Genomic DNA, 15,256 nt, shown 5'->3' on the forward strand with positions numbered 1-15,256 from the left:
GAAGATGGCAAAAATGCGAATTAAATTGTGGAGAACGGTTTTTAACTTATTGATATGGTTAACCCAGTCTTACCGTTCCAAAGCGAATAGCCCCTCACCCGTTCGCAATTGCGACGAGATTGTAGGATTTGCTGCGCATGGTCGTGAGCGGCCGGAACGTTTCCGAACTACCGAAGAGGCGGAGAACCAGACCGCCAACGCCCCGAATTCCCTTGGGCAGATCGAACGCAGGGCCGAAATAAAAGACCGTGTAGCCAAGGTCTCTCAGGAATTCCACGCTGCGGCTGGTCCCGTTCTTCACCTCGCCTGCCATCTGCTCGAAAAGAATGGCTGGCCTCGAGCGAGCGATCATCTCGCGGCAGCCGGACAGGACTTCATATTCGTGGAACTCCACATCGATCTTCATCACGTCGATGGTGAGATCGGTCAGCTCTGCAATGCCATCATATTTTCGCACGAGGATCTGGGTGGTTTCGCCATCTGCTCCCTCCGGGCTCGCCACGATCTGCGATTCTCCAAGATTGTCCGGTGATAGCTGGAAGGTGAGCATCGCGTCCCGATCGCTCAGGCCGCAATTCCACGGCTCGATGGCTTTTCCGTCGGCGTTGATTTCGAGAATCCGGAAAACTTTCGGATTTGGTTCGAAAGCCAGAACGCGACTGGCTGATCTGGAAAAATAGACCGCGTGGTTTCCGATATTGGCTCCGATATCCAGGAAAATCCCGGCCGTGTCGGTTCCCCGCTCACGGAGAAACCGCATGGCTTTCTCCAGGAAGTCCCCTTCGTAGACCCCATGTATCATCACCTGGAGACCGATATAATCCCAAGCGTAGATGGCCATGTGATCCCCTGCCAACCGCAGGTTTCTCCGCGCGAGCCGCCTCAGCAGCCGCTCGCACGTCCATTCCATAATCCCCGTCATCCCGATTGCCCCCGCAAGTCGACCGAAGCGAGCTTAGGGCCTCAGGCCAATCGTGGAAACAAAAAAGACCGTGAAGGCTCGGCAAACGCTGCACGGCGCTTCCGCATGCGGGCTTGGTCTGCGGCGTATAAAAGGCTGAAGATTGGCGGAAGAGGTGGGATTCGAACCCACGGTACGGTTTCCCGCACGCCGGTTTTCAAGACCGGTTCCTTAAACCACTCGGACACTCTTCCCACGGTTTGATCGCTCCGTCTGTGCCTCTCGGCTCTGCTGGAAGCAGGCCGCCCTTTAAGACAGGCGGGACGGTCGATCAACCAATGTCCGGCTTTTTAACAGCTTTCCCATGTGGGTCAACCTGCTCCCGTTTCTTCGAGGCGAGGCGTTTCGGGGCCGATGGAGCGGCGTCGGCTTGACCAGCTTTGGCGCAGGACCGTTCCGCCCGATCAGGGACCGAGCTTTCGGAACGTGCCGTTTTCCATGACGAAGGGGTGATAGCCATCCTCGCTGCTCTCATCCAGCACACCACCGACGACGATGAGGTTACTGTCCGGGCGATAGGACAAGGGCTCCTTGTCTTCCCAACAACAGACGGTGGCAGGCAGGAAGGTGACCGCACCATTCGTGACGTCGATGGCCGCGCCATGCTCGCACTGGGCACCGCAGCCCCAGGTCACAAGCACGTAATGTCCCGCGAAATTGGGCTTGTCGTTTGCGGCCGCCTTCAGCCGGGTCCGAAACGCCCGAACCTCCGGGCTATCCAGCTTCAGCCTGGCGTTTTTGCCGGTGTAGATTTTCGCGGGGAAATCCTCGAATCGCGCCTCGGCAAATGCCGTGTTGCCAGCCAGGAAGGTGCCGCCGATGGCCAAGAACGCCATCAGGCGAGAGGCGTTTCTACGAATTAATAGAGGCATCGGTCCCTCCCGAGGACACTGTGGCGACAATTTCTGCGGTGCATGATTCTGCCTTGAATTTTGTGGCCTCGGAAAGCGGCGAACAAGTCCAAATTCGGGCCGGAGGGACCGCTACGGGCACACGGCCTTCAGAAGCGCCACACCGCTGCGCCCCCTGTCATTCCGGCGCCGGCGGCCGTCATCAGCGCCACGTCGTGGCGGCCGATACGGCCGGCTTGCCGGGCAAGGGAAAGCGTGAGCGGGATGGTGGCCGCGGAAGAGTTCCCGTAGTCCACCACGGATCGCTCTGTGCGATCACGGCCGATCTTCAGGTGATCCGCGACCGTATCGAAAATGCGCGTATTGGCCTGATGCGGAATGAAGCGGGTGATCGCAGATGCGGGCAATTCGGCCGCGGCAAGCGCGTTCCGTCCGGTTTCCTCCATCATCCGCACCGCCTTTTCGTAGACAGCGCGGCCGTCGCGCATGGTCATCAGCGCCGCGTCCGCGTCCATGGCGGGTGCGAAGGGATTGGCCGAGCCGCCAGCGGGAATGGTGATCAGATCATAGGCTGAACCGTCCGCCTGGAGATCGGCGCCCAGCAGGCCGGTTCCTGCGTCCCCATGCGGTGACAGCACGACGGCGCCGGCCGCATCGGCAAACAGCACGGCGCTCGCCCGTTCCTGCGGATTGATGCGGCGGGAAAGGATATTCGCCGCCACGATCAGAACAGGCCTGTTCTGGCTCCGCACGAAACCATCGGCAAGGGTGAGGGCATAGATGAAGCCCGCGCAGGCCCCGGCGAGATCGATGCCCCCTGCCCGCGCCAAACCGGCCTTACGGGCGACAAGGGGGGCGCTGGGCGGCAAAAGATGATCCGGGGTGGAGGTGGCAAGAAGCAGGAGACCGATGTCGTTCGCGGCAAGTCCGCTGTCGGCAAGCGCCTTGCGGGCCGCTTCGGCCGCCAGATCGCTCAGCGTTTCGCCCGGCTCAGCCCAGCGACGGGTCCGAATGCCGGTGCGGCGCTCGATCCAGCCGGCTTCAAGGCCAAGTTGCGTCTCGATCTCGCCATTGGAGACAATCCGGGCAGGAACAGCATGGCCGAAGCCAGCCATCCGGCTCGTCCGCGCCGCGGTCACCGGCCAAACTCCCCAAGCACATGGCTGACCGCCTCGTTGATGCCATCATAGAAGCGGTCGAGCTCGGCCTCCGTCACGCAATAGGGTGTCATGAGATAGAGTACATTGCCGAGTGGGCGGATCAGCAATTGTTTTTCCCGGAAAAAAGCACGCAGCTTCGGGCCGCATTCGGCAAGGTAACCACCCCCCGGAAACACGAGGTCGAGCGCGGCAATGGTGCCCATGCGGCGGATATTCTCGAAGCGCGGGTCGCCCGCAAAACGCTTCAGATGACGATCATGGGCTTCGCCGAGCGCATCGATGCGCGCCTGCACCGGTTCGTTCGCCCAGACCTCCATATTGGCAAGCCCGGCGGCGCAGGCGATGGGATTGGCGGTGAAGGAGCTGGAGTGGAAGAAGGTCTTCCGGCGGTCGGTGGAAAGGTGGGAGGCGAAAATTTCCTCGGTCGATAGCGTGACCGCGAGCGGGATGGCACCGCCGGTCAGGCCTTTGGAGGTGCAGAGAATGTCGGGCGCAACACCTGCCTGCTCGCAGGCGAAGCGGGTGCCGGTTCGTCCCCAGCCGGTCATGACCTCGTCGAAGATGACCAGCACGCCATGGGTGCGGGCGATACGGTGCAGCTCCTTCAACACCTCTGGCCGGTAGAAGCGCATGCCGCCGGCACCCAGCACAAGCGGCTCGACCAGCAGCGCCGCCATGCCACCTTCGCGGCACAGGCGCTCGAAGGCATCGAGCGTTTCCTGCTCCTTCTCGCGGGAGGGGCCCGGAAAGGGCAGCCGCTCGACCGAAAACAGCAGCGGATCATAGGGCGCGTTGAAGACGCCGCGCTCGCCCGTCGACATGGTGCCGATCGTGTCGCCGTGATAGCCGTCTTCAAGCACGGCAATCCGGCGGCGGTCGATGCCCTGATTGTGGAAATGACCGAGCGCCATCTTCAGCGCCACCTCCACACAGGTGGAGCCGCTGTCGGAGTAGAAAACCCGGGTCAGGCCCTCGGGTGCGATCTCCACAAGCGCGCGGGCCAGGGCTTCAGCCGGTTCGTGGGTGAATTCGGCAAAGATCACCTGATCGAGGCTTTCCGACGCCTTGCGGATCGCCTCCATGATGGGGGGATAGCGGTGCCCGTGGGTAATCACCCACCAGGAAGAAATGCCATCGAGGATGGCATGGCCTTCCGCGTCGAAGATCGTGGCTCCCTCCGTGCGGACGGCCTTGCGCATCTCGGGTTCCAGCGCATGCTGGGTGAAGGGATGCCAGACGGGCGACGAATGGTTCATTTCAGCACCTCTTCGAAATCCGCAAGACGGAAGTTTGCGGCAAAGACCGCGGCGAGCGCATCGCGGTCCAGATGCGGCAGCATCGGCAAGCGCCCGAGGATCTTCACCTTGCCCATCACGCCGATGATGCGCTGTGTCTCCTCCATCTCGTCGCCGATGAAGGCGACACCCAGCACCGGCACGTTTCGCGCGCGCAGGGCCTCCAGCGAGAGAAGCGTGTGGTTGATCGTGCCCAGCATGGTGCGGGCACAGAGCACGACCGGGTGCTTCCAGCGGGCAAAAACATCGATATAGGTCGCGGTCTCGTTCAGCGGAACCATCAGCCCGCCGGCCCCCTCGATCACGAGCGGCCCCTCGCCTCCCGGCGGCACCAGCCGGTCGAGCGCGATTTCCACCGCATCGAGGCGGGCGGCATAGTGGGGCGATGCCGGCGTCTTCAGGCGATAGAGTTCCGGCAGCACCTTTTCCGCAGGCAAGCCGCCAAGACGAGCCACCAGCTCGCTATCGGTTTCTTCCTCGAGACCCGATTGCACCGGCTTCCAGTACCGCGCCTGAAGTGCGCCCGACAGGGCAGCGGAAAACACGGTCTTGCCAATGCCGGTATCGGTTCCGGTCACGATGATGGGGGTCGTCATGATCATTCTCCGGGCATTTCGGACTGCATGATTTCTGCCAGGCGGTCCACCATGGCAGAGATGTCGTCCATCGTTACATTCAACGTCAAGGAGAGCCTGAGCCGGGCTGTGCCCTCCGGCACCGTCGGAGGACGGATGGCGCGGATGTCGAAACCCGCCTCGCGCATCCGGGCGGCAATGCGCACGGAGCGGGCATTGTCGCCGATCGGGACGGGGATGATCTGCGAGGGGCCGGGATCGATCCCCAGCCGCTGGCGCAGCAGGTCACCGGCCCGTGACATCCGAGCGGCGAGGTTCTCCCGCCGCTCGGGCTCATCCGCCACGATCTTCAGGGCCTCGCGCACGCAAGCCGCCATCAGCGGCGAAGGCGAGGTGGAATAGATGAAGGGCCGGGCCCTGTTGACGAGATAGTCGACCAGCACGCGATCCGCGCCCAGGAGGGCACCGGATGCGCCAAGTCCCTTGCCGCAGGTGTGCAGCGAGATCACGTTTTCCCGGCCTTCGAGGAAATGCCCGGCGCCCCGGCCGCCCTCTCCATGGACACCGGTCGCGTGGGCCTCATCGATCACCAGAAAGGCATCGTGGCGGTCCGCGAGTGCGGCCAGATCGGCAAGCGGCGCGAAATCGCCATCCATGGAATACAGGCTTTCGACCGCGATCCAGGCATGGCCCCTGCCCCCACCGCGCCGCCATGCGGCGATGGCGTCTTCCAGGGCATCGAGGTCATTGTGGGGAAAGGCGACAGCCGATGCCTTGCTCTGGCTGATTCCGTCGAGCGCGCTCGCATGCACGAGGTCATCGTGAAAGATGCAGTCCTCGCGCTGTGGCAGGGCCGAGAAGAGCGCCAGGTTTGCCGTGAAGCCGTTGCCGAAATAGAGGCAGGCACCCACGCCGAAAAAGGCGGCGGCTTCCGCCTCCAGCGCTTCGTGTTCCGGATGGTTGCCGCGCAGCAGCCGAGAGCCGCCGGAGCCGACGGGCACGCCGCGAGAAAGAGCATCTTCTATCGCGCCCTTCAGGCGTGGAGAATTGGCAAGGCCGAGAAAGTCGTTGGAGGTGAAATCGCGTCCCGCCTCCGGAAGCAGCGCGCGGCGCCGGCCTTTTCTCTCAAGGCCGGCGAGTGTGCGGCTGTACCGGGCAAGCCGGTCGCTCATTCCGCATCGCACCCCAGCGGTTCCGGCTTCAGGCCGAGCTTGCGGAACAGCGCCTCGTCATGGCTTTCGCCGGGATTGTCGGCCGTCAGCAGAACATCGCCCGTAAAGATCGAGTTGGCACCGGCCATGAAGCAGAGCGCCTGCAGTTCGTCGCTCATTTCGGTGCGCCCCGCCGAGAGCCGCACATGACTGGTCGGCATCAGGATGCGGGCAAGCGCGATGGCGCGGACGAAATCGATCGGATCGACGGGATCGGCATTCTCGAGCTTCGTGCCGGGGATCGGGATCAGCATGTTGATCGGAACGCTCTCGGGCGGCTCGGGCAGGTTGGCGAGCGTGACAAGCATGTCGATGCGGTCTTCGGTCGTCTCGCCCATGCCGAGAATGCCGCCGGAGCAGACCTTCATGCCCGCATTGCGAACATTGTCCAGCGTTTCCAGGCGGTCTGCGAAGGTGCGGCTGGTGATGATCTCGTTATAGTAACGCTCGGACGTATCGACATTGTGGTTATAGTAATCGAGGCCGGCATCCTTCAGGCGCAAGGCCTGCTCGGGCGAAAGCATGCCAAGCGTCATGCAGGTTTCCATGCCCATGGCCTTCACGCCGGAGACCATGGCGATGACCATGTCCATGTCGCGCTCTTTCGGGCTGCGCCAGGCGGCGCCCATGCAATAGCGGGTCGAGCCCTGCTCCTTGGCTTTGCGGGCCTCGGCCAGCACGCGCTCCACCTCCATCAGCTTGGAGGCCTTGAGGCCGGTCGGGGCGTGGGCAGACTGGCTGCAATAGCCGCAATCCTCCGGGCAACCGCCGGTCTTGATGGACAGAAGGCGGCTCATCTGGACCGCATTGGCATCGAAATGGCGGCGATGGACCGTCTGCGCCTCGAACATCAGATCGTTGAAGGGCTGGTTATAGATGCGCCGGGCCTCTTCGGCTGTCACGCGGCCGGTGGAGGCACCGGATACGGCAGAGGGCGTCTGGTCGGCGGAAATCTTGTCGAGCATCGCGTGTCGCAGTCCTTCTGTTGGCATGTCGAAAGCGCTAGGGCACTCACCCTTGCCCGCTTTCGTAGATAGTTTCAAGAATTATCTATAATTTTCCCCGACCCCTCTTATCAGGGGCGAAGGCATTCATTCTGATGACGTTCGCATGCCATAGGGGCAAAGAAAAGATGGAAAGACGTCGTATTCGGACGCAGCGCAAAAGATCAGACTGATATATCACCCACCTTGATCTTGCCGCCCTGCTCTGCCACCATCCTGATATATCAGTTAGGACTATTGTCATGGCCGCAGCAGCCGATTCCCTCAGCCATCAGGCCTATCTCGCGCTGGAGAGCCTGATCGTCACGCTGAAGCTCAAGCCCGGCTCGCTGGTGACGGAAAAACAGCTGATCGACCTTGCCGGTCAGGGCCGCACGCCGGTGCGGGAAGCGATACAGAAGCTCGCCTGGCAGGGCCTGATCGAAGTGCGGCCCCGGGTCGGGCTCCAGGTGACCGAGATCGGCCCCGACGACTATGCACAGATCCTGCAGGTGCGGGCAGAACTGGAGCCGGTTGCCGCCGGTCTCGTCGCCCGGCATGCCAATGCGGAGCAGCGCGCCCGCCTGCTCGCCTGCGCGCAGACGATGACCACCTGCGCCGTGACGGGCGACATGGCCGCCTTTCTTGCGGCCGACAAGCTCTTCGACGAAATCATGGAAGATGCCTGCCCGAACCGCTTTCTGACGTCGGCGCTGGCGCCTCTGCAGACCCATGCGCGGCGGCTGTGGTTCTCGACGGCCAGTCACGAGCGGATGGACCGCTCCATCTCCCTCCACGTCGCCGTCATCCGCGCAATCCAGCAGGGCGATGTGTCCGGCGCCTCCCGCGCCATGACGGCGCTGATGGATTATCTGGTGAAGCGGTGATACATATTGAGGTCGGCCTAAAAAAGCGTTGACTAAATATGCGGCACTGCTAACCTTCCCTTCAGGATGCGGGAGAATTCCTGTGTCCCGGGGCTTAGAAAACCCCTTACATCAATCGGCGGCGCCTTGATCAGCGCCTCCCGAACCCATTAGCTTTCCTGCCAAGCGGCCGGGAGGCCCCGGTCATGTCCAGAACTTCGGTTTAAAAGCCGGGGCGGCCGTTGATGTACGGTTTTTCTACTCCCCGGTCACCGGTGGCTAATCCATGGCCGCCGGTGGCTCCTCTTGACGCGGGAGTCAGCATGGATATCAACGAGCTCTACACATCCTCACCGGATTGGATCAAAGCCCTGATGGTGGTTTTGCCCCATGCGACGATCTATGGCGTGGCATGGCTGATCTTCAGGCGCCCGGGTGCGTCATCGCCCCCTGCCCCGAAGTCTTCCTCCCCTTCCGTGGTCGAAGTGCTGCCACCTGCGCCGGTGCGGCTCGATCTGGCCATGGCGGAGCTGCGGGACATGGATCGCCTGGCGCAGGAAAAATGACGGTGCCAAGGCCATGAAAAACGCCGCCCTCCGGAGGGAGAGCGGCGTCGAAACAGGCACGCGGTTTCGAGAGATCAGCCGACGAAGGCGCGCTCGATAACGAATTCGGCCGGCTTGTTGTTGGCACCTTCGGTCAGTCCGGCCTTTTCCAGCAATTCCTTGGTGTCCTTCAACATGGCGGCGGAACCGCAGATCATGCCACGGTCGACCGCCGGGTCGAGCGCGGGCACGCCGAGATCCGCAAACAGCTTGCCATTGGCCATCAGGTCGGTGATGCGACCCTGGAAGGGGTAGTCTTCGCGGGTGACGGTCGCATAGTGCTTCAACTTGTCGCCAACGATTTCGGAGAGCAGCTCGTTGGAGCGAATTTCCTCGATCAGGTCGAAACCATATTTCAGCTCTGCCACTTCGCGGCAGGTATGGGTGAGGATGACTTCCTCGAACTTTTCATAGGTCTCGGGGTCGCGGATCAGACTGGCGAAGGGCGCGATGCCGGTACCGGTCGAGAACATGTAGAGGCGCTTGCCGGGGGTGAGCGCATCGAGCACCAGCGTGCCGGTCGGCTTCTTGCGCATCAGCACGGTGTCGCCCGGCTGGATCTTCTGGAGGTGCTGGGTCAGCGGGCCATCCGGAACCTTGATCGAGAAGAATTCCAACTCCTCATCCCAGGAAGGGCTGGCAATCGAATAGGCGCGATAAATCGGCTTGCCCTCGACCATCAAGCCAATCATGGCGAACTCGCCGGAGCGGAAGCGGAAGCCTTCCGGGCGCGTCATGCGGAAACGGAACAGGCGATCCGTGTAGTGAGTGACGCTCAGCACCTTCTCGGCATAGACGCCGGCGGGAATGGATTCAGCGAAATCTTCGGTCTTGGCGGGAGCGTTCATCAGCGGTCGAGTCCTGTGGTCTTCCGGTTCACTGCCTTTTGGGCACGGCTAGGCTGATATTACATGTTGCGCTGCAGATAAAGGTAAAGCGTGCCACGGTCTTCAGCCGATGGAGAATATTCCGGCCCCAAGCCGATGGCATTCTGTATGCCCTATGCCGGGGGCGTCTACCTTGATTTTGATCAAGAAGCCATGCGGCACGTCATCGCGCCGCATGGTAGGGCCGGGTTCGGCGATCAGGCCGCCGGCTTGGCGTTGCGACGCCAGCTATAGGAGCCGGGATTGGCGCTTTCGCGTGCGGCCGGCTGGTAATGCTGGTCGATGCCCGGCAGGCGGCCTTCCGCAAGCCGCTTCAGAGCCGTCGCATTCTTCACCGCAAAGCTGGTGATGCCGCAGCGGAGCATGAGCGGGATCGGGTCGATCAGCACGTCTCCCACAGCCCGCACGTCACCCTGATAGTTCAGGCGGTCGCGCAGCAGCGAGGCATGGCTGAAGGCCCGGCCATCGTTGAAGGCGGGAAATTCCACGGCCACAAGGGCAATGCGGTCGAGATAGGGCGCAAGCGCCCGCACATCGTCGGCGGGCTTGATCAGCACGGCCAGGCCGCTCTCGTTGCTGGCTTCGGCATAGGCCAGGAAATCCGCCAACGGCCGAACGGGCTGCTCGCCCTCGCCCGCCTTGCGGTCTTCGGTTTCGATGACAAAGGGATCGTTCGTGACGAAACCTGCTTCGGTCCAGAGTCTGGTCATTGATAGATCCTTATTCCGCGGCTTCGGTCACGGCGCCGTAGAGCGCCACCTTGAAGGGCTGCGGCCCGACACGGCGATAGGCGTCGAGGAAGGTCTCTTCCTTCGAAAGCCGCAGGCCGAGATAGGTGTCGACAATGGTTGCCACCGCATCCGTCACCTTTTCCGGCTCGAAGCCACGGCCGATGATTTCGCCGATGGAGGTGTTTTCATCACCCGAACCACCGAGCGTGATCTGGTAGAGCTCGGCGCCCTTCTTCTCCACGCCCAGAAGGCCGATATGGCCGACATGGTGATGGCCGCAGGCATTGATGCAGCCGGAGATCTTGATCTTCAGTTCGCCGATTTCCTCCTGCCGCTCGGGTGCGCCGAAACGGGAGGAGATTTCCTGCGCGACGGGGATCGAGCGGGCATTGGCAAGCGCGCAATAATCCAGCCCCGGGCAGGCGATGATATCGGTGATCAGGTTGGAATTGGCGGTCGCAAGACCGCTTACCACCAGTGCCCGGTAGACCGGCTCGAGATCGGCCAGCGCCACATGCGGCAGCACGATGTTCTGCTCGTGGCTGATGCGGATCTCGTCCTGTGCATATTCAGCGGCGATGTTTGCCACCACGTCCATCTGCGCATCGGTCGCATCGCCCGGAATGCCGCCGATGGGCTTCAGGGAAATCGTCACCATGCCGTAGTCGGGATGCTTGTGCGGCTTGACGTTGTTGTTCACCCAGCGGGCGAATTCCTCATCGCGCTTCTTCCACTCGGCAAGGCTTGCCCAGCCTTCGGCACGGGCCGGCAGATCCGGCGGCGCGAAATAGGCGGCAATCGCCTTCACGTCGGCTTCCGGAAGCTTCAGCTCGGTGTTCTTCAGCTCGGCGAATTCCGCATCCACCTGGCGGGCCAGTTCTTCGGTGCCCGTTTCGTGCACGAGGATCTTGATGCGCGCCTTGTACTTGTTGTCGCGCCGGCCATGCAGGTTGTACACGCGCATGATGGCGGTGATGTAGGAGAGCAGGTCTTCCTCCGGAAGGAAGTCCTTGAGCTTCTTGGCGATCATCGGCGTACGGCCCTGCCCGCCCCCGACATAGACGGCAAAGCCCAGCTCGCCCGTATCGTTCTTCTTCAGATGCAGGCCGATATCGTGCACCTGGATCGCGGCGCGGTCACGCTCGGCACCCGTTACGGCAATCTTGAACTTACGCGGCAGGAACGAGAATTCCGGGTGGACCGACGACCACTGGCGCAGAATTTCTGCATAAGGCCGGGGATCGGCGACCTCGTCCTGCGCGGCTCCGGCGAAATGATCCGCCGTCACGTTGCGGATGCAGTTGCCCGAGGTCTGCAGCGCGTGCATTTCCACGGTCGCGAGTTCGGCCAGAATATCCGGCGTGTCCGACAGCTTCGGCCAGTTGTACTGGATGTTCTGGCGGGTGGTGAAATGGCCATAGCCGCGGTCATATTTCCGGGCGATGTGTGCGAGCATCCGCATCTGCTTCGAATTCAGCGTGCCATAGGGAATGGCCACGCGCAGCATGTAAGCATGCAGCTGCAGATAGACGCCATTCATCAGGCGCAGCGGGCGGAAGGCATCCTCGGACAGCTCGCCGGAGAGGCGGCGCTCTACCTGATCGCGGAACTGGGCGACGCGCGCATTCACAAAGGCGTGGTCGAATTCATCGTAACGGTACATGGGTTCTCTCAGGCGGCAATGAAGTCGGGATCGGCGGCCTTGTAGCCGGCGGCATATTCCATGGTCGGGCCTTCGGCGCGGATGCGCTCGCGCAGGCGCAGAGGACGGATCCTGCCGTTCACCTCGACCACATCGATGACATTGACGTCAAGCACCAGATTGGCGGCAAAGTCGCGCTTGCCGATCTCCTCCAGCGAGGCGACGGCCTCCGCATGGCGCGCCACCAGCGCATCCTGAAGGCTCTCGGTCCAATGGCCCGATGCATCCAGCCACACGGCGATACCGTCCGTCAGCCTGTTTCCCGTCAATACCTTGTCAGCCATGGCTTCCATTCCCTACCAGTTCGCGGGCTTCGGCTTTTTCGCCGACCAGCGATTGAGACTGTGCGAAGTTTGCGCCCGCCACCGCATCGCCGATGATGACCATGACGGGTCCCGTCAGCTCGTCGCGATGCTCGAGATCGGGCAGATCCTTCAGCGTTCCGTGCAGCAGCCGGCGATTGCGGCGGCTGGCATTTTCAATGACGGCAACCGTCGTATCCGGCGACAGGCCAACCTGCATCAGCCTTTCGGCCACCGAGGCCGCCACCGTGCGGCCCATGTAGACGGCGACCGTTGCGCCGGAGATGGCAAGGCTCGCCCAGTCGGGCAGCACGTCGCCAGCCAGATCATGACCTGTCGTGAAGATCAGCGAGGAGGCGACGCCGCGCAGCGTCAGCGGCAGCTCGAAATCCGCAGCCGCGGCAAAAGCGGAGGTGATACCGGGCACGATCTCGTAGGAAATTCCCGCATCGCGCAGCGCCTGCATTTCCTCCATCGCACGGCCATAGACCAGCGGATCGCCCGACTTGAGGCGCACCACGCGCTTACCGGCCTGACCCAGCTCCACCAGCAGATCGCTGATCTCGTCCTGCTTCTTGGAATGGCAGCCCTTGCGCTTGCCGACCGAAATGCGCTCCGCATCGCGGCGACCCATGTCAACGATCTCCTGCGGGACGAGGGCGTCGAAGACGATCACGTCCGCTTCCATCATCACGCGCTGGGCGCGGAGCGTCAGAAGGTCTTCCGCGCCGGGGCCGGCGCCCACCAGCCAGACATGGCCTTCGGGGCGGTCGATGGAACGGATGAGGCGGGTCGCCTTGCGGCGCGCTTCGGAGAGATCGCCGCGATTGACCGCATCGGCCACTTCGCCGGTGAAGAAGCGGCGCCAGAAAATCCGGCGGGCTGCTCCCTTCGGAAGGAGATGGTCAGCGGCGCGGCGATAGAGATTGGCCATCTGCGCAAGCCGGCCAAGCGAAGGCGCAAGGATCTGGTCCACCTGCGCCCTGATCATCTGGGCAAGCACCGGACCCGCCCCTTCCGTGCCGATCGCAACGGCCACAGGCGCACGGTTGACCAGAGCGGGCGTGATGAAATCGCAGAATTCGGGCTGGTCGACGGCATTTGCCGGAATCTTTTCCGCCCGGGCAGCCGCCACGATCTGCTGATCGAGGTGTTCGTCACCCGTCGCCGCAAAGACCAGCACCATGCCCTTTACCTGCGCGTGTGCGAACTCCGCAGCCACATGGGCGATGCCTTCGGCTTTCAGGAAGGCGGCATAGTCGGGTTCGGGATCGGCGCCGAAGGCGATGATCACGGCTTGTGTGTTGCGCAGCAGGCGGGCCTTCGCAAAGGCCTCGTCGCCATTGCCGAACACCGCCACGGTCTTTCCGGCAACGCGGAAAAACGCAGGGAAAACGGTGAGCTGATCTGCCGCCTCGCGCATGGGGTGATCCTGTTTCAAGAAGGCCTGACTATCGCCTCTAGCGCCATTTTATTGAAGAAACAGAAATCCCGAGGAGATAGGCCTCTGGTATTTCTTTGCTCGGTGTATGGCGTTTTGGAGCAAATATCACCGGATGCTGTATTTGCCCAGTCCTGACAGCGCCGGGGATTGCCGCGCACCTGCAATTGACTCGGTCGATGATTTGTTTTGAGGTGACCCTCCAATCTCAATCCCGACAGGAAACAAAGACCGTGTCCGACGCCGCCCTTTCCGCCCGCCTCCTCGATGTCATCGAAAAAGACATCATTCCGCTGACGCAAAAGGGGGTAGCCGCCGGAAACAAGGTTTTTGGCGCCGCCATTCTGCGCAAATCCGATCTCTCGCTGGTGCTGGCCGAAACCAATAACGAGCTGGAAAATCCGCTCTGGCACGGTGAGGTGCACACGCTGAAGCGCTTCTACGAAATGGGCGAACGGCCGGACACGAAGGACCTGATCTTCCTCTCTACCCATGAACCCTGCACCATGTGCATGTCGGCAATCACCTGGGCCGGTTTCGACAATTTCTACTACTTCTTCTCTTACGAGGACAGTCGCGACGCCTTCGCCATCCCCCACGACCTGAAGATCCTGAAAGAGGTCTTCGGGCTTGAGCCCGGTGGCTATCGCAAGACGAATGCCTTCTGGCATTCCGGCTCGCTCCGCGAAATGGTCGCTGCCGCACCCGACGCCGAGAAGGCGCGCATGCAAGACCAATGGGCACGGATCAACGCCGAATACGCCCGTCTTTCCGAGACCTATCAGGCCTCGAAATCCGGCAACTCCATTCCGCTGAACTGATCGGACCGACATCATGGAACCGTCTGGCGACATCAAACGCCTGCTCGAGATCATGGCGGCGCTTCGCACGCCCGTGACCGGCTGTCCCTGGGATCTCGAACAGGATTTCGAGACGATCAAGCCCTATACGATCGAGGAAGCCTATGAGGTCGCCGATGCCATCGAGCGCGGCGACATGGACGATCTCTGCGAGGAACTGGGCGACTTGCTGCTACAGGTGGTCTTCCATGCGCGCATGGCCGAGGAGGCCGGTGAATTCACCTTCGAAGACGTGGTGAAGGCCGTGACGTCCAAGATGATCCGCCGCCATCCGCATGTCTTTGCCCGCTCTGACGCAGATACACCGGGTGCGGTGAAGCTCCAGTGGGATGCAATCAAGAAGGCCGAGAAGGCAGAACGGGCCGAGCGTCGGGCGAAACGCGGCATCACCGAGGACTTCAAGGCGGGCCATCTCGGCTCCGTCCCCCGCGCCTTCCCCGCCCTGATGGAAGCGCTCAAGCTGCAGGAGCAGGCGGCAAAAGTTGGCTTCGACTGGTCCGACCCCGCCCCTATCCTCGACAAGATCGAGGAGGAAATCGGCGAGCTGCGCCAGGCGCTGGCCGAAGGCCGTAAGGACAAGGTCGCGGACGAACTCGGCGACCTCATCTTCGCCACCGTCAATATCGGCCGGCATGTGAAAGCCGATCCGGAAATGGCGCTGCGCGGCACCAACACCAAGTTCCGCCGTCGCTTCGCCCATATCGAGAAGAAGCTCACCGAAGCCGGCGAAACACTCGAAGCCGCCAGCCTCGACCGCATGGAGGAATTCTGGCAGGACGCCAAGAAGGGTGAGCGGGAGTAGGACGGCCGCCCACCCTCGCGGCGG

At 62.3% G+C, this 15,256-nt stretch carries 16 protein-coding genes and 1 tRNA gene; 4 read left to right on the top strand and 13 right to left on the bottom strand.

What is annotated here, in order from left to right; all coding sequences use genetic code 11:
- Positions 1 to 94: 94 nt before the first annotated feature.
- The 8 genes from ACT54B_RS11835 to bioB form a co-directional block, all read right to left on the bottom strand.
- Complete coding sequence (locus tag ACT54B_RS11835) at positions 95 to 841, bottom strand: FkbM family methyltransferase (protein WP_476045112.1); 747 nt, start codon at positions 839 to 841, stop codon at positions 95 to 97.
- A gap of 224 nt (positions 842 to 1,065) precedes the next feature.
- Positions 1,066 to 1,155: transfer RNA gene (locus ACT54B_RS11840), tRNA-Ser, on the bottom strand.
- A gap of 210 nt (positions 1,156 to 1,365) precedes the next feature.
- Positions 1,366 to 1,797, bottom strand: coding sequence for a hypothetical protein (locus tag ACT54B_RS11845; RefSeq protein WP_476045113.1), 432 nt, complete (start codon positions 1,795 to 1,797; stop codon positions 1,366 to 1,368).
- Positions 1,798 to 1,961: 164 nt separating this feature from the next.
- Positions 1,962 to 2,951, bottom strand: a complete 990-nt coding sequence (locus ACT54B_RS11850) for a beta-ketoacyl-ACP synthase III (protein WP_476045115.1) — start codon at positions 2,949 to 2,951, stop codon at positions 1,962 to 1,964.
- Positions 2,948 to 4,228 carry an adenosylmethionine--8-amino-7-oxononanoate transaminase gene (locus tag ACT54B_RS11855; RefSeq protein ID WP_476045116.1) on the bottom strand — a complete coding sequence of 427 codons (1,281 nt, stop codon included), beginning with the start codon at positions 4,226 to 4,228 and terminating at the stop codon, positions 2,948 to 2,950. Before ACT54B_RS11855 ends, ACT54B_RS11850 begins: the two co-directional genes overlap by 4 nt.
- Positions 4,225 to 4,863, bottom strand: a complete 639-nt coding sequence (gene bioD / locus ACT54B_RS11860; RefSeq protein WP_476045117.1) for a dethiobiotin synthase — start codon at positions 4,861 to 4,863, stop codon at positions 4,225 to 4,227. Before bioD ends, ACT54B_RS11855 begins: the two co-directional genes overlap by 4 nt.
- Positions 4,864 to 4,865: 2 nt before the next feature.
- Positions 4,866 to 6,014, bottom strand: coding sequence for an 8-amino-7-oxononanoate synthase (locus ACT54B_RS11865; protein ID WP_476045119.1), 1,149 nt, complete (start codon positions 6,012 to 6,014; stop codon positions 4,866 to 4,868).
- The gene (gene bioB / locus ACT54B_RS11870; protein WP_476045120.1) at positions 6,011 to 7,018 is read right to left on the bottom strand and encodes a biotin synthase BioB; all 1,008 of its coding nucleotides are present in this window, start codon (positions 7,016 to 7,018) and stop codon (positions 6,011 to 6,013) included. The genes ACT54B_RS11865 and bioB overlap by 4 nt, the downstream gene beginning before the upstream one ends.
- A 281-nt stretch (positions 7,019 to 7,299) precedes the next feature.
- On the opposite strand from bioB, the gene ACT54B_RS11875 reads away from it, so the two are divergent.
- Complete coding sequence (locus ACT54B_RS11875) at positions 7,300 to 7,923, top strand: GntR family transcriptional regulator (RefSeq protein ID WP_476045122.1); 624 nt, start codon at positions 7,300 to 7,302, stop codon at positions 7,921 to 7,923.
- Between the two features lie 302 nt (positions 7,924 to 8,225).
- The gene (locus tag ACT54B_RS11880) at positions 8,226 to 8,468 is read left to right on the top strand and encodes a hypothetical protein (RefSeq protein ID WP_476045124.1); all 243 of its coding nucleotides are present in this window, start codon (positions 8,226 to 8,228) and stop codon (positions 8,466 to 8,468) included.
- Positions 8,469 to 8,542: 74 nt separating this feature from the next.
- Here ACT54B_RS11880 and ACT54B_RS11885 read toward each other — a convergent pair whose 3' ends face one another.
- The 5 genes from ACT54B_RS11885 to cysG all read right to left on the bottom strand — a co-directional run bounded on the left by ACT54B_RS11885 (position 8,543) and on the right by cysG (position 13,552).
- Entirely contained in the window at positions 8,543 to 9,355 is an 813-nt protein-coding gene (locus tag ACT54B_RS11885) for a ferredoxin--NADP reductase (RefSeq protein ID WP_476045125.1), read from the bottom strand.
- Between the two features lie 236 nt (positions 9,356 to 9,591).
- Positions 9,592 to 10,104: a DUF934 domain-containing protein gene (locus ACT54B_RS11890; RefSeq protein WP_476045126.1), complete on the bottom strand. Its 513-nt coding sequence runs from the start codon at positions 10,102 to 10,104 to the stop codon at positions 9,592 to 9,594.
- Between the two features lie 10 nt (positions 10,105 to 10,114).
- Positions 10,115 to 11,788 (bottom strand): nitrite/sulfite reductase, encoded by a 1,674-nt coding sequence (locus tag ACT54B_RS11895; RefSeq protein WP_476045127.1) that lies wholly within the window; start codon positions 11,786 to 11,788, stop codon positions 10,115 to 10,117.
- Positions 11,789 to 11,796: 8 nt separating this feature from the next.
- Positions 11,797 to 12,111 carry a DUF2849 domain-containing protein gene (locus ACT54B_RS11900; protein ID WP_476045129.1) on the bottom strand — a complete coding sequence of 105 codons (315 nt, stop codon included), beginning with the start codon at positions 12,109 to 12,111 and terminating at the stop codon, positions 11,797 to 11,799.
- Entirely contained in the window at positions 12,104 to 13,552 is a 1,449-nt protein-coding gene (cysG, locus tag ACT54B_RS11905) for a siroheme synthase CysG (protein WP_476045130.1), read from the bottom strand. The genes ACT54B_RS11900 and cysG overlap by 8 nt, the downstream gene beginning before the upstream one ends.
- A 251-nt stretch (positions 13,553 to 13,803) precedes the next feature.
- On the opposite strand from cysG, the gene ACT54B_RS11910 reads away from it, so the two are divergent.
- Together ACT54B_RS11910 and mazG are read left to right on the top strand one after the other, a co-directional pair.
- A complete protein-coding gene (locus ACT54B_RS11910) occupies positions 13,804 to 14,391 on the top strand; it encodes a deaminase (RefSeq protein WP_476045131.1) in 588 nt (195 codons plus the stop codon).
- A 13-nt stretch (positions 14,392 to 14,404) separates the two neighbouring features.
- Positions 14,405 to 15,232 (top strand): nucleoside triphosphate pyrophosphohydrolase, encoded by an 828-nt coding sequence (gene mazG / locus ACT54B_RS11915; RefSeq protein ID WP_476045133.1) that lies wholly within the window; start codon positions 14,405 to 14,407, stop codon positions 15,230 to 15,232.
- Positions 15,233 to 15,256: the final 24 nt, after the last annotated feature.

The sequence above is a fragment of the Gellertiella sp. DMC107 genome (assembly GCF_056313605.1).

Bases quoted from the DNA above. Each gene is read 5' to 3' on its own strand.
- ACT54B_RS11835 (WP_476045112.1), bottom strand. From the start codon at position 841: ATGGCCATCTACGCTTGGGATTATATCGGTCTCCAGGTGATGATACAT.
- ACT54B_RS11845 (WP_476045113.1), bottom strand. From the start codon at position 1,797: ATGGCGTTCTTGGCCATCGGCGGCACCTTCCTGGCTGGCAACACGGCA.
- ACT54B_RS11855 (WP_476045116.1), bottom strand. From the start codon at position 4,228: ATGAACCATTCGTCGCCCGTCTGGCATCCCTTCACCCAGCATGCGCTG.
- bioD (WP_476045117.1), bottom strand. From the start codon at position 4,863: ATGACGACCCCCATCATCGTGACCGGAACCGATACCGGCATTGGCAAG.
- ACT54B_RS11865 (WP_476045119.1), bottom strand. From the start codon at position 6,014: ATGAGCGACCGGCTTGCCCGGTACAGCCGCACACTCGCCGGCCTTGAG.
- bioB (WP_476045120.1), bottom strand. From the start codon at position 7,018: ATGCTCGACAAGATTTCCGCCGACCAGACGCCCTCTGCCGTATCCGGT.
- ACT54B_RS11875 (WP_476045122.1), top strand. From the start codon at position 7,300: ATGGCCGCAGCAGCCGATTCCCTCAGCCATCAGGCCTATCTCGCGCTG.
- ACT54B_RS11880 (WP_476045124.1), top strand. From the start codon at position 8,226: ATGGATATCAACGAGCTCTACACATCCTCACCGGATTGGATCAAAGCC.
- ACT54B_RS11885 (WP_476045125.1), bottom strand. From the start codon at position 9,355: ATGAACGCTCCCGCCAAGACCGAAGATTTCGCTGAATCCATTCCCGCC.
- ACT54B_RS11890 (WP_476045126.1), bottom strand. From the start codon at position 10,104: ATGACCAGACTCTGGACCGAAGCAGGTTTCGTCACGAACGATCCCTTT.
- ACT54B_RS11895 (WP_476045127.1), bottom strand. From the start codon at position 11,788: ATGTACCGTTACGATGAATTCGACCACGCCTTTGTGAATGCGCGCGTC.
- ACT54B_RS11900 (WP_476045129.1), bottom strand. From the start codon at position 12,111: ATGGCTGACAAGGTATTGACGGGAAACAGGCTGACGGACGGTATCGCC.
- cysG (WP_476045130.1), bottom strand. From the start codon at position 13,552: ATGCGCGAGGCGGCAGATCAGCTCACCGTTTTCCCTGCGTTTTTCCGC.
- mazG (WP_476045133.1), top strand. From the start codon at position 14,405: ATGGAACCGTCTGGCGACATCAAACGCCTGCTCGAGATCATGGCGGCG.